This is a genomic window from Haladaptatus cibarius D43 (assembly GCF_000710615.1).
Taxonomy (GTDB): Archaea; Halobacteriota; Halobacteria; order Halobacteriales; family Haladaptataceae; genus Haladaptatus; species Haladaptatus cibarius.
The window spans coordinates 485,160-498,492 of sequence record NZ_JDTH01000001.1 but is presented as its reverse complement, the minus strand read 5'-3'; the positions used below and the strand labels follow the sequence as shown (position 1 = coordinate 498,492).

12 protein-coding genes are annotated in these 13,333 nt (G+C 59.7%); 8 read left to right on the top strand and 4 right to left on the bottom strand.

The window, feature by feature from the left end; translation table 11 throughout:
- Nucleotides 1-11 precede the first annotated feature (11 nt).
- The 5 genes from HL45_RS02540 to HL45_RS02520 all read left to right on the top strand — a co-directional run bounded on the left by HL45_RS02540 (nucleotide 12) and on the right by HL45_RS02520 (nucleotide 3,716).
- Nucleotides 12-275 (top strand): hypothetical protein, encoded by a 264-nt coding sequence (locus HL45_RS02540; RefSeq protein ID WP_049969525.1) that lies wholly within the window; start codon nucleotides 12-14, stop codon nucleotides 273-275.
- Nucleotides 276-353: 78 nt separating this feature from the next.
- A complete protein-coding gene (locus HL45_RS02535; RefSeq protein ID WP_049969524.1) occupies nucleotides 354-584 on the top strand; it encodes a hypothetical protein in 231 nt (76 codons plus the stop codon).
- Nucleotides 585-637: 53 nt separating this feature from the next.
- Nucleotides 638-1,609, top strand: coding sequence for a DUF5787 family protein (locus HL45_RS02530; protein ID WP_049969523.1), 972 nt, complete (start codon nucleotides 638-640; stop codon nucleotides 1,607-1,609).
- Nucleotides 1,610-1,696: 87 nt separating this feature from the next.
- Nucleotides 1,697-2,209 (top strand): hypothetical protein, encoded by a 513-nt coding sequence (locus HL45_RS02525; protein WP_211250818.1) that lies wholly within the window; start codon nucleotides 1,697-1,699, stop codon nucleotides 2,207-2,209.
- Nucleotides 2,210-2,330: 121 nt separating this feature from the next.
- The gene (locus HL45_RS02520; protein WP_049969522.1) at nucleotides 2,331-3,716 is read left to right on the top strand and encodes an aryl-sulfate sulfotransferase; all 1,386 of its coding nucleotides are present in this window, start codon (nucleotides 2,331-2,333) and stop codon (nucleotides 3,714-3,716) included.
- Between the two features lie 23 nt (nucleotides 3,717-3,739).
- Here HL45_RS02520 and HL45_RS02515 read toward each other — a convergent pair whose 3' ends face one another.
- Both HL45_RS02515 and HL45_RS02510 read right to left on the bottom strand, forming a co-directional pair.
- Nucleotides 3,740-4,558 (bottom strand): MBL fold metallo-hydrolase, encoded by an 819-nt coding sequence (locus HL45_RS02515; protein WP_049969521.1) that lies wholly within the window; start codon nucleotides 4,556-4,558, stop codon nucleotides 3,740-3,742.
- Between the two features lie 3 nt (nucleotides 4,559-4,561).
- Entirely contained in the window at nucleotides 4,562-5,893 is a 1,332-nt protein-coding gene (locus tag HL45_RS02510; RefSeq protein ID WP_049969520.1) for an ATP-binding protein, read from the bottom strand.
- Between the two features lie 260 nt (nucleotides 5,894-6,153).
- Here HL45_RS02510 and HL45_RS02505 point away from each other — a divergent pair, with 260 nt between their 5' ends.
- Together HL45_RS02505 and HL45_RS02500 are read left to right on the top strand one after the other, a co-directional pair.
- Nucleotides 6,154-6,951, top strand: coding sequence for a polysaccharide deacetylase family protein (locus HL45_RS02505; RefSeq protein ID WP_211250817.1), 798 nt, complete (start codon nucleotides 6,154-6,156; stop codon nucleotides 6,949-6,951).
- 6 nt (nucleotides 6,952-6,957) lie between these two features.
- Nucleotides 6,958-8,145: a polysaccharide deacetylase family protein gene (locus tag HL45_RS02500; RefSeq protein WP_049969519.1), complete on the top strand. Its 1,188-nt coding sequence runs from the start codon at nucleotides 6,958-6,960 to the stop codon at nucleotides 8,143-8,145.
- Here HL45_RS02500 and HL45_RS02495 read toward each other — a convergent pair whose 3' ends face one another.
- Entirely contained in the window at nucleotides 8,146-9,939 is a 1,794-nt protein-coding gene (locus tag HL45_RS02495) for a flippase activity-associated protein Agl23 (protein ID WP_049969518.1), read from the bottom strand.
- A 154-nt stretch (nucleotides 9,940-10,093) separates the two neighbouring features.
- Nucleotides 10,094-11,908 carry a flippase activity-associated protein Agl23 gene (locus HL45_RS02490; protein WP_049969517.1) on the bottom strand — a complete coding sequence of 605 codons (1,815 nt, stop codon included), beginning with the start codon at nucleotides 11,906-11,908 and terminating at the stop codon, nucleotides 10,094-10,096.
- Nucleotides 11,909-12,050: 142 nt separating this feature from the next.
- Between HL45_RS02490 and HL45_RS02485 the strand changes: the two genes are divergently transcribed.
- A complete protein-coding gene (locus HL45_RS02485) occupies nucleotides 12,051-13,199 on the top strand; it encodes a thiolase family protein (protein WP_049969516.1) in 1,149 nt (382 codons plus the stop codon).
- Nucleotides 13,200-13,333 lie beyond the last annotated feature (134 nt).

Below are 13,333 nucleotides of genomic sequence, written 5' to 3'. Positions count from 1 at the left end.
GGAGACGCACCATGAAATACGAAACCACCACCCTCCCGAAACGGATTCCAACCTTCGACGCGATTCGCCGGATGCTGGTCGCGCTGTGTACTCTCGCCCTCGCTGTCGGTGCTGTCGTCCTCACCGGACTCGCGTACATCTACGGCGCTGAACTGCTCGGCGGCAACCTTGCTGTGATGCTCCTCGGTTGGGTCGCAGGCATCGGCATTGCGGTGCTTGCTCCATTCCTCGTCGTGCGAATCGTAGCCACGATTCTCACTGCGTTCCGACTCTAAGGTTTACTCCTCCCGTTTCGAAACTCACGCGAACGACTATTGAAGTCCCTCGCCAATTTTTCTCGCGGGGGAGAACCGATGTGCCACTCACGGGGGAGTTACTACCCAATCAAAGACCGAGAACCGACACGCAAAGAGCGCGAGTCGAGAGACGAGCGCGAAAACCCGAGTGAGAAGCGCAGACGAGTGAGAGAAGAGGGAATCCTCATCCGAGCGAAATACAGTCTCGCGTCCCTGTTCGACACGCCCGGCGAGGACGGGCGGCGAGAACCGGAACCGATCATGAAAATGGGAACGGGAGACGACTGAGACGGCACACCACTGACGCGGCATTTTTGTTTTCAGCGCACCAACCTCGTATCGTGCGAGAGTTCCCGTTCGAACTGGCGCTGTGTGCCCATCTCGAAGCGACGACGGACGACGTTCTCGCCAGACAAATCGGCGGCGGTGTTCACGCACCGTCGAACCGCATCATCGACGTGCTGTGCGTCGAACCCGATTCTGGGTTCGACGCCCGCGCGAAACTCACGAACGAGCGGATTCCCGACGCCGCAATCGAGAGCGAGGTCGGCGTCGGACAGTCGCGCTACTGGCGAAACGCTTTCGACACGTCGCCGGAGTACGCCCGGAAGGTCGTGGACAGGGCGGTCGAAATCGGCTTTTTCGAACGGAAGCGACGGCGCGGCAGGGAGTACGTCCGGCAGGTCGCGCGCTACCCCGACTGGTTCGGGAAACTCGTCGGCATCGAGAACAAACCAGACCTCGCAGACCCCGGCGACCTCGAAACGCAACTCCGCAAGGACGTGAGCCTCGGCCTCGTGGACGAAGTTATTTTGGCGACCGAGAGCTACGTCACCCGCGCGCACCTGAACCGGATTCCAGAGGAGGTCGGCGTCTGGCGGTTTGCGGGAGGTGAAGATGAGCGGGAAATCGAAGTCGTCCGCGAACCGACGGCGCTCGAAACCGATACGGCGGGAACCGAACTCATAGAACAGCATGCGGGGAAAGCGGACGTTCGCGTCGTCAGCGCGGCGGCGAAGGCCCGCCAGCGAAGGCGAATGGCGGAACGCGCCTACGGCAAAGGCTGGCGAACCTACGACTTCCCGGCGTGTAGCGAAATCGAATCGCGGGACGGCGGACTTCCGTACTGTCGCTGGAAAGGGCGAATCGTCAATCCAGTTCACTGCGGGCCGGACTGTTCGGGTCACGACCCTGCCGACCCGCCGGAGGTTGACCTCGATTTCGAACGCGATTCGCGGACGCCGTGGGTCGCAGACCCCGCCGGACTGAAACGACGACAAACAGGGCTCGACGCGTTTCGGACGGAGAACTGAATCGAGCAGTGAATGGATCGCTATCTCATCGCCCAAACGTCTATTGACGCCGGTACTGACAGAGTTATCGCTGAACCGGAGGAGTCTATGGAATACAAAGAATCAGTCCGAAAGGGCAAATCGGTCGTACAGTCCGTTTCGTCGCGGGAATCAGTTGATGCGATTACCATCGCTCGCTCGTTCAGTCGGGGACTCGTCGGAGGACTGATTGCCACCCTCGTCATGACCGCCTACCGGATTCCGATTGCGCGCTCGCTCCCGCCGACCGCGGCGTTTTGGGCGCAGTTCGTCGGCGAGAAGGAGGCGAGCGAGTATCCCGTCCACGGACTCGTTCTCCATTTGGTGTACGGGATGGTCGGCGGCGGTATCTTCGCGCTCCTGTTCGAGCGTCGAGTAGTCGAATCCGGGCAGACGGACGAAAAATCCGGAACGATGTGGGGAGCAGTGTACGGATTCTTGCTCTCCGTGTTCGGCATTCACGTCGTGCTGAAGCGCGTCCTTCGAATGAACCCTCAGTCGGATGAACGGTTCATTTTTCACGTGAGTCATCTCATCTACGGGGTGACGCTCGGTGCGTGGTTGGGTTCGAGAGCGGAGTGAGGACGGTTTTTGTGGCGATTCATGACATCTGTTTGTACTGCCTCTGACGGTACCGTGCAGGCGATGAGTCCGCGAAAGGATGTGTAAACATACAAGACGCAGGCCGGTAATAGTGACCGATATGCAGACGCCCTCTCGACGGCAGTCCCTTGCTGTCGGTGTGATACTCCTTTGCTGTTTTCCGTTGCTGGCTTCGCCACTCACCGCTCAGTCGGGGGGACAGGAAACAGCGCAGAATCCCTGTGCCGGAACGCTCGTGAATCCGGCAAACGGAACGACCGTTATCGCCGTACAAGGCTACTCGTGGCTGGAAAACGGCGGGAAAGAACCCGCGAAACTCGTCGGCGTCGGGCCGAACGGCGAGGTGAAGTGGGTACACCACACCGCCGAACACGGCATGGTGTGGGGCTACGACGTTGACCCGATGGAGAACGGCAACCTCTTCGTCACCGGAACGGCGAACGGGGAAACCGTCGCCTACGAGTTCAACCCGCGAACGCAAGAACACGTCTGGGAAGAATCGCTCCCAATCCACGACACGCATGACATCGACCTCATCAACAACGGCACGCAGTTGCTCGTCGCCAACATGCGCGCCTACGACGAGGAGGCCGAGCGGAACGACGACAGCATCTTCGTCTACGACTTGGAGAAAGACGAAGTCGTCTGGCGCTGGTACTTCCGCAACCACTACCCGAAAGACACCGCGAAAAACTACTCGAACGACTGGACGCACGTGAACGACGTAGACAAAGTCGGCGACGACCAGTATCTCGCGTCCCCGCGGAACTTCGATCAAGCCATCCTCATCAACAAAACCACGAAGGAAATCGACCTGCAACTCGGGGAGGACGACAACCACGACATCCTCTACGAACAGCACAACCCGGACTATCTGGAAAGTGAAGATGGCGACCCGACGTTCCTCGTCGCTGACTCCGAAAACGAGCGCATCGTGGAGTACGAAAAACAGGACGACGGCTGGAACCTGACGTGGGAACTCGGACAGGGCGACGACCTCAGGTGGCCCCGTGACGCAGACCGCCTCGAAAACGGCAACACCCTCATCGGCGACTCGAAAAACCAGCGCGTCATCGAAGTGACGCCGACCGGTGAAGTCGTCTGGGAGTTCTACGCGCCGTGGCTGGTGTACGACGTGGCGCGCCTGCCCGACGAACGTGCCGAAAGCCCGACGATGGCTGACCGGAATGTGACCGGAAGCTACGAAATTTCGGGAGATACGGCAAAGTACAACGCTGAAACGATGAAGGAGTGCCACTCCTACCTCCAATCTATCGACGGCTGGGCAGATGGGCAGGAACCCGGGCCGAACGCTGGCTCCGACACCCCCGGCGTACAGGACAATGACGAGCGAAACGACGGGAGTCTCGGCGGGCCGAACAACACCCAAACCTCATCCGGCCCGACCTCGCTCCCCGGATTCGACTTCGTCGTCGGCGCAGTCGCACTCCTGCTCGCAGTCGCCCTGTTCGTCTGGCGACGGTAGGACAAGAACGAAATACTATCGGCTCAAATTCGGTACCATTCGCCGTCTATCGCCAACGGTTCGCGGAACGCTTCTTCTGCGGGATAGAAATGCGAGACGTGGACAAGTCGAGTTTCTTCCGCACCGAGTTCGTCCGCCAGCGACAGCGCGCCCTCGCGCGTCATGTGTTTGTAGCCGAAGGTGCGCGGGACACCGTCCTCGGTGTGATGTCTGCCGCCCGCGGGATGGTGTTCACAAAGCGATGCCGGAACGATAGCGTCCGCGAGAAAGAGTCCGGGATTCATCATCTGCTCGCGTGAGGCATCCGGAATCCCGTAACTCGTGTCCCCCGAGAGGACGAGTTTCGACCCGTTTCCGACGATGACGACTCCGTAGCAGAGCAGGGGCGGATGTTCCACCGGCACGAGCGTCACGTCGAACCCGCAGGCCGAAAACGAGGTGAGCGGGTCGTGGTCGTGAACCGAAATCCGGTCGAGATAGTCGAACTTGTCCCGAATCGTGTCGGCCACGCTCTCGTCTTTCTCCGGGTCGATTTCGTTCGCGGCGTGAACCGGCAGGGAGTCGAACAGTCGGTAGGCGTTCCCCAACCCGTCGAGATGGTCGAAGTGGACGTGCGTGATGAGAAGTTCGTCAGGAAGCGGAACGTCGTGGGTGAGAAATTGGTGTCGAAAGTCGGGACTGGCGTCCACGAGCAGGCTTTCGCCCGTCTCCTCGTTGCGGACGTGAACCGAAAACCGAGAGCGCTCTACGTCGCGCTCACGAGCCAGAGAACAGGTGTCGCAATCGCAACCGGGCGTCGGTGTCCCCGTCGTGTCGCCAGTGCCGAGGAGGGTGATTTCCATCACTCAGTGGTCGTGTGAGTGACCACTTATATCCCCGCCAGCGACCAGCGCGTCGTGGTCGCCGTCAATCATGTCCATGTCCTTCAGGTTGTCGCGCTCCTCGAAGCCCTGAATGGCGTTGAGCAGGTCGTCCTGCGTGAGTTCCGTTCGGTTTTCGGTGAGGGCTTCGAGCACCGCTTCGCGGAGGACGAGTCGAAGGTCGCTCCCGGTGAGTCCTTGCGTCTTCGTCGCCAGTTCGTCGGGGTCGAAGTCGTTGATTTGCATCCGACGCGTGATGACGCGGAGGATGTCAGAGCGCATCTGCACGTCCGGTTTCGGGAAGTTCAGGATTTCGTCGAAGCGCCGCCACGCCGCCGCGTCGAGTTGGTCGGGGTGGTTCGTCGCGCCGATGAGAAGCACGTCGTCCTGAATCAACGAGATATTGTCGATGGATTTGAGCAGGGTGTTGACGGCGCGTTTGATGGCCGCGTGTTCGTCGCTCCGTCGGGTTTTGGCGACGAAATCGAACTCGTCCATGAAGAGGATGCAGGGCGAGAGTCGCTTTGCCACCTCGAACACCTTCTCGACGTTCTTCGCCGTCTCGCCGAGATACTGACTGGTTATCATCGACAGTTTCACTTCGACGAAGGGGAGGTCTAAGTCGTAGCCCAGCGCCCTCGCGGTCGAGGTTTTTCCGGTTCCCGGTGGGCCGACGAAGAGGATTTTCCCGATTTCGCGCAGGCCGATTTCCGCGAGATATTCGCGGTGTTCGATGGCTTTGACGATTTTGTGAATCTCGGCCTCTTGGTCTTCCGTGAGGACGAGGTCATCCAACGTCAGTTCGACCTCCTCCGGTGCGTGGATGTCCACGAGGTCGAGCATGTTTTCGCCATCCTCGTCTTCCTCGTCAGTGTCGAAGTGCTGTTCGAGCAGGCTGTCTATCCACGCCCGGTCGGCTTGCACCGGGCGGTTTGCCTCGCGCACAGACTCGTAGTCTACATCGACGCCGTCGCGGTCGGCGAGCGCGTACGCCAGCGTCGGGTTCCGCGCGATTCGTTCCTCATCGCGCTCCACGAACCACTCCTCGGCCATGTCGCGTTGGGTCAACTCGATGTTCCCCGAGAACGTGTCCCGCTCGGTGAACATCAAATCGGAAACGGCACCCCACGGCTGGTCGAGTTCGGTCGCTTCGCGCGTCGTTTCGACGGTCGTCTGGAGCGGTCGCTCTATCGTCCCGTCGTGCCAAAACACCTGCCGGATGGCCGGTGGTAAGTCGTTTTCATCGAGGTCTTGGTTTTCGCTGTAGATACGCGCAGTGAGCAAGAACTCGATTACGTCCAGCGCCCCGCTATTCATTCTTCCGTGAATTATCGCGGGAGAATCTTAAGCGCGTCGAAGCCCCAGCGAGACGGATTCGTCATCGCAGCCTTTGAATCAGATTTGTTATCAGTTCAATCTACCGCAGTAGGTGTTTACGAACCATCATCGCACGTTCAGACATATCCTTCTACCTCTGTATTTTGAGTAGATTACTCGTAACAAAGCAATGGTGTATCGAATTCAATTTCGAACCCATGAAGTTATCGGGATTCAGTTTAACAGACTACGAGCAAATTTTGGACGCAGCACAGGATAGTGGATACCAGTTTTACACCGTCGCCGACTACATCGAAGCGGACGTGGTGGACGAACCGTACATCGTCCTTCGACACGACGTCGACCGATGGGCCGACAACGCCGTTTCGCTGGCCACCGCGGAAGCCGAGCGCGGCATCAATTCGACGTACTACTTCAGAACGAGCACGTTCGACCCGGACACCGCCCAGGAGATGGAAGCGCAGGGTCACGAAGTAGGTTACCACTATGAAGACCTTGCGAAGGTACGCGGTAACGTCGAAGCCGCACATGCACGGTTCGCAACCAACCTCGAATCATTCCGTGAACACGTCGATGTGCGAACTGCCTGTGCGCATGGAAGTCCACTTTCGCCGCACCTGAACACAGAAATGTGGGAAGATGCGAGAACTCCCGCAGAGTACGAGCTTGTCGGCGAAGCATACAGCGGACTGGAGTTCGATTCGGACGGAGCAAGCGATTTGCTGTACTTCTCGGACACCGGTCGTGACTGGAACGCGACCGTTCCCGACTTCGGCGACGTGCGGTCAACCGCCGACGTGGTAGACGCCATCGAATCCGGCACGTGTCCGACGCTGTACTTACTGGCACATCCGAGCCGGTGGGCAACGACGCGGTATCAAACCGTCGAGCGAACCGGATGGGACATCGCCGCCGAAGCCGGAAAAATTGCGGTGCAGAATGCACACGCCGTCCAGCAAACCGGCGGACGCGTCGCCGAAGGGACGGGCATCGCACGAGCGATTCGGTCGGTTGCCATGCGGATGACAGGGGAGTAGCCAACGATGACAAGAAAACGCGTTTCGACGCGTCGTGACGTTCTCAAGCGAACCGGGATGGCCGTCGCCGGGGGGACAGTGGTCGTCGGAACGTCCGCTGCCCAGTCTACGAACGGAAAAGTGGTGTTCACCTACGACGACGGTCCTATCAAGGATTACACGCACGCGTATCAGCGAGCGCATCGAGAAGAGGACGTCCCGGGGTGCGCGGCCGTTCCGTCGGCAGGCGTTGGCACCGACGGAAACCTCAGCGCGGCGCAGCTCCGCGAACTCGAAGACAACGGATGGGAAATCATGTCCCACTCCGTTCGCCACCGCGCGCTCGGTGCCATGGCGGTGACCGAGGATATCGCCCCGGACGACCGGAAACTCTACGTCGAGTCCAACCTCCACGGGAAAATGGAAGGAGATCGACTGGTCGTCAACGACGGCTCGCAGTCCGCCACCGTCACGGTTCGCGGAAGAGACTCCGACGAGCGAGGGGAGTTCGTGACGCTCGATTCGGCGGTCGGAACGTCGTTCGCCGCCGACGATGGTGTAACCGAACGATACGTGGACGAAGTGGTACGAACTTCCCTCAGAGAGTCGAGGACGCAACTGGAGGAGTACGGAGTCACCGTCACGAACATGGTGATGCCGTATGGTGCGTACGGCCCTCGAACACGTGAACTCGCGGGTGAGTACTACACCGCTGTCGCAAACGGGGGGCTTGCCATCGGTGGTCGGGGCCAGATACACCGGGGTGGAGACATCACACTCCCGCACTTGTCGAGGACGATGTTCCGCAAAGGAAAGATGACCGAAACCGAGCTCGCGGAGTTCCTCGACGGGGTGGCCGACAGAAGCGCGCTCGGAATCCTCGGTGGGCACAGCTGGCACGAACGCCTTCCACCGAGCCGTATCAAAACAGCGATTCGAATGGCGAAAGAACGAGGGATAGACATCGTTACGCTCCGAGATGCGCTTTCGTCCTTCGACCTCACCGGAAAGGAAACGAATCGGACGACTCAAACGACCCGGACGCAGGCCGATAAAACAGGAACGGCCGATGACGGATTGGAATCCGGACAGCAGAGAACGACGTCTCAATCCTCCGAAACGACGGCCGAAACCGGGCAACCGGGATTCGGCTGGCTGGCGACGGTCGCCGGTGTCGGCGGTACCGCCGTGCTCCGACGACGACTCGGCGAATAATCAGGATTCGGAAATGATCCGCTCTTCTTCGACGTAAATCGTCATATCGCTCACGTGGCACCCACTGTTGAAGCCGTACCGCTGGAACTGGTGTGCTTCATACCCCTCCATGTACGAGTCGATGTCCTCGGCGGTGCCATCTTCCGAGATACACGTCGAAACGTTGTTCAGCGTGACAACGATAGGTGGTTTCTCACCAGCAAGGTCGGTCGAGCGGTTGGTACTGGCGACCTCGGCGTCCGCAGTTTCGAAGTACCATCCGAGGGGAAGTCGAGCGTGCCACCCCGGCCCGGGGGGCGGTACGTCGTTGTCGGATTCATCGGGCGTGTCGAGTTCCTCACCGAAGAACAGCACGTCGGTACCGTCGTTCTCCTGTGATATTTGCTGGAGGTCGGAAAGGAGCGGTTTCACATCGTCAGGGCTGGATGCCGACTGGGCATACTGGACGAGTTGATTGTCCGGACTCTGTGGGTTCTGGTAGGAAGTATCGTAGGCCGCCATCCCGACCTGTGCCGAAACGAGCAGTAACAGAACGGCGGCGGCGACGGCGCTCACGTCGTCGCCGCGTTCGTAGCCCTCTCGACCCCAGCGGAAAATCAGCGCGAGGCCGACCGCCGCGGGGAACGCCAGTGGAACGACGGCGTGTACCATCGCCCACGCGGCCTTGATGTCCATTGCGAGGGAGTAGCCGAGAACACTGGCAACGCCCCAGTAGAACCCGAACGAAACGAGAGCGTTCGGGCGGTCACCCGAATAACGGTCAACGAGGAATCCGACGACGGCGAGGAGACAGAGCGCCAGCGCACCGACTTCGAGCGACCGGAGGGAGTCGATGAGGTACGGAAGATAAGCGTGGTCGGAACTGTTAGACCAGCTGATGAACTGCTGCCACGTTTCGACCGTCGATGTGTGGATGAGTTCGGGAAACATCCCCGGATTCGAGAAGGCCTTCCACAGGCCGACTCCCGGCCGGGTTTGTGACCGCGGCGCGTAAAAGAAGACGATGATAGCGAGGAACTCGACAACCACAAGCAGGACGACACCGACTCCCTTGAGGACAGTTCTCTTTATCGTTCGTCCGTCGTTCTCCCGGAACCAGTTGCGCAGTTTCGGCGGAATCGCCCCCGCAATACCTTCGTTCCCGACCCGTCCAAGAAAGAGGCGGTGGTCGTACACGAGTGCCCCTGCACCAACCCAGCAGGCGAGATACAGCAGGGCGTTTTCTTTCATCGTAAAGCCGAGTGCGAACGAGGCGACGCCCAAGAACAGATAGCGCAGTTTTCTGGTGTCGAAAAACCGGACGAAAAAGCCGAGGGCGAACACCATCACCATGGCTAATGGGACATCGTTTCGGAGGAACCGCGAGTAGTAGAGGAGGATGGGATTCAGCGCGAACAGGGCCGCGAGCGCGACCGTCTCGGACGGGCGCAGTCGCTTTCGGAACAAGAGGGCAGCGAGCGGAAGCGCAGCGCCCATCAACGCGACGACGAGTCGCATGATGAAGTCGTTCGCGCCGAAAATCTCGAACATAAAGGAGTTGACGTGGAAGAAAAACGGACCGTGAACGAACCGGCGATAGAACCAAACGCCGTTTTCGGCATATCGGGCCATCCAGTAGGCGACGCGGGCTTCGTCCTGATGGGCGACGCGCGCGCCGAGATTGATGAGACGGAGAAACAGGGCGAAAACCGTGATGCCGATGACGGCCAGTTGGGTGCGGGTCGCGGTGGTCGTGAGCGATTCGCGGATACTCGACACCGAAACTGGCGAACGGGATTGTGCTTCAGACGGCATCTCTGTCGTAAATTCGTGCTAACTGCTGGTCGAGAACGGTTCGGAGGGTGGATGGCATTAGCAAGTACTGTTCCCGTATCTAATAAATATTTTCTGAAAATTCGAGAGGAAACGGGTTCGATAGCGCTCGATACGAAGATAGTCGGTTTGCGAATTACGCGGTTTGATTCGCGGACGCCTGCCCGTTTTCGACGTAAATCGCCATGCTACTGACGGTACAGCCACTGTCGAAGCCGTATCGGTCGAACTGGTACCGACTGTAGCCGTCCATATGCTGGTCGATGTCCTCGGCGGTACCCGACTGGTCGGAACACGTCGTCACGCTGTTCATCGTGATGATGATTGGCGGGTTCTCTCCCTGAAGGTCGTCGGCATCGTTGGTGCTGTTTACCTCCGCATCGACGGCCTCGAAGTACCACGCCAAGGGGAGACGGGCGAACCAGCCATCGCCGCCGTTTCCAACGGGTGCGATATCGTCGGCGGATTCGTCTTCGGAGTACAGTTCGGTTCCGTAGAACAGCACGTCCGTGCCTTCGTTCTCCTGTGAGATTCGCTGCAGGTCGGAGAGGAGTGGTTTCGCATCGGTGGACGACGACTGAGCGAACTGGACGAGTTGATTGTCCGGGTTTTGGTCGTTCTGGTAGGTCGTGTCGTAAGCCGCCATTCCGACCTGCGCCGAGACGAGCAGTAACAGGACGACGGCGGCGATGGCACTCACGTCGTCCCGACGTTCGTAGCCGTCTCGACCCCAGCGGAAGACTAACGCAAGGGCGACTGCGGCGGGGAAGGCCAGTGGAACGACGACGTGCACCAGCGCCCACGCGGCTTTGATGTCCATCACGAGGGGATAACCGAGGAGGCTTGCGACGCCCCAGTAGAAGCCGAACGAGACGATGTCGTTCGGGCGGTCGCCAGAGTAACGGTCAACGACGAATCCGACAACTGCGAGCAGACAGAGCGCCAGCGCGCCGACTTCAATCGTCCGCAGGAAGTCGGTGAAAAACGGCAGATACGGGTGGTCGGTGTGGCCCGTCCAACTCATAAACTCGTTCCACGTGCCGATGGTTGCAGTACCGATGATGTCCGGGAACATGCCGGGGTTGGAGAACGCTTTCCAGAGGCCCGGGCCGGGTTGTCCTTGTGACCGCGGCGCGTAGAAGAAGATGATGATGGCGAAGAACTCGATGACCGCGAGCAGCGTAACGGCGATTCCGATGAGGATTTGTAGCGCAACGGACTGCTTGTCGTTCTCCCGAAACCAGTTACGCAGTTTCGGCGGAATCGCGCCAGCGATTCCCTCGTTGCCGACGCGCCGCAGGAAGAGGCGGTGGTCGTACAGCAGAACCCCTGCGCCGACCCAACAAGCGACGTAAAGAAGGGCATTTTCCTTCATCGTAAAGCCGAGTGCGAACGAGGCGACGCCCAAGAAGAGATAGCGCAGTTTTCTGGTATCGGAAAATCGAACGAAAAAACCGAGGGCGAATACCATCACCGCGGCCAGCGGAACGTCGTTTCGCATGAACCGCGAGTAGTAGAGCAGGATGGGATTCAGCGCGAACAGGGCCGCGAGCGCGACTGTCTCGGACGGACGCAATCGCTCGCGGAACAGCAGGGCAGAAAGCGGGAGCAATCCGCCGAGCAGGGCGACGATAAGTCGCATCGAGAAGTCGTTCGTTCCGAAGAGAGAGAACAAAATCGAGTTCACGTGGACGAGGAACGGGCCGTGAACGATAGGTCGGTAGTGCCAAACCCCTGTTTCGGCGTAGCGGGCAATCCAGTAGGCGACGCGGGCCTCGTCCTGATGGGCGACGCGCGCGCCGAGGTCAACGAACCGGAGCGCGAGCGCGAAAACCGTGAGGAGGATGACGAGCGAAACCGGACTGGCAAAGCGCGCCAGCAGGCCGGACTCCTCGCTCGACGGGAGGGAACGGGAGCGAGTGGTCGTCTGAGCAGTGTCGGAACCTTGCATCGTCGGGAGTTACAGACGATATGGACTCGGTTCGGACAAATAGTTTCTGAACCCGCGTCGTTAGTCAATAAACTTACAAACTGTTTCTCATTTACTCGGAGTTCTACCGCCACTTAAGGGCATCCAGCGAGAACGGTCTGGCATGAGTAAAGACACCACACCAGTCATCGTCAAAGCAGTGAGAACGCCGCAAGGAAAGGACGGCGGCGTGTACGAAGCGGTTCGAAGCGAAGACCTCTCGACTCCGCTCATCAACACGATTCTTGCAGAAACCGGTCTGACCGGCGACCACATCAACGACCTGATGTGGGGCGTCGCCCAACAGCGCGGTCAGCAGGACAACAACGTCGCGCGAATCATCGCGCTCCTCTCCGACCTCGGCGAGAGCGTTCCGGCGACGACCATCAACCGATGGTGTGCATCCTCCATGCAGTCGCTCATCAGCGCAAGTGACGCGATTCGAGCGGGCCAGCGAGACGCCATCATCGCGGGCGGGGTCGAAAACATGTCCCGCGTCCCGATGTCCGGCGCATACGAGGGCCGAAACTTCCACCCGGAGATGTCCGAGCAGTACAATCTTCCCGAACTCCAGATGGGGATGACCGCCGAGAAGGTCGCAGAAGAGTTCGACATTGCCCGCGAAGACCAAGACGAATACGCCCTCCGTAGCCACCAGCGCGCCGCAGCGGCGACCGAGGAAGGCCGATTCGACGACGAAATCGTCCCAATCGAAACCGAAGACGGAGTCGTCGAAGCAGACGAAGGCATCCGTCCGGATACCAGCCTCGAAGCCCTACAAGGCCTCCCAACAGTGTTCAAAGCAGACGGCACGGTCACGCCCGGCAACGCCTCCCAAATTTCCGACGGCGCGGCGGCCACCCTCGTCACCAGCGAAGCCTTTGCGGAAGACCACGGCCTCGACATCCTCGCCTACGTCGGCGACAACAACGTCGCCGGTGTTGACCCGACGATGATGGGAATCGGCCCGGTTCCGGCCACGAAAGGCCTGCTCGAACGCACGGGCGAGGACATAGAGGAGTTCGACCTCGTGGAACTCAACGAAGCGTTCGCCAGCCAGACGCTTTACAGCCAGCGCGAACTCGGCGTCGATGACGAGAAGTTCAACGTCAACGGCGGCGCAATCGCCCTCGGCCACCCACTCGGTGCCTCCGGCGCGCGCCTCCCGGTCACGCTCGTCCACGAGATGCAAAAGCGCGATGCCAAGAAAGGACTCGCCACGCTCTGTGTCGGCTTCGGGCAGGGTGGAGCGATGACGTTCGAACGACGGTAGGCGGTTCAGTTTCTTTCGAGAATTTCTTTCGTCTCTTGAGTAAAATCGTCTTTCCGGCTTTCACATCCGCTATGCCACTTGCGAGTTGGGAGACTGCATCGGGGGTCAGTATCGGGGTTTTGTCCTGGGTCGTG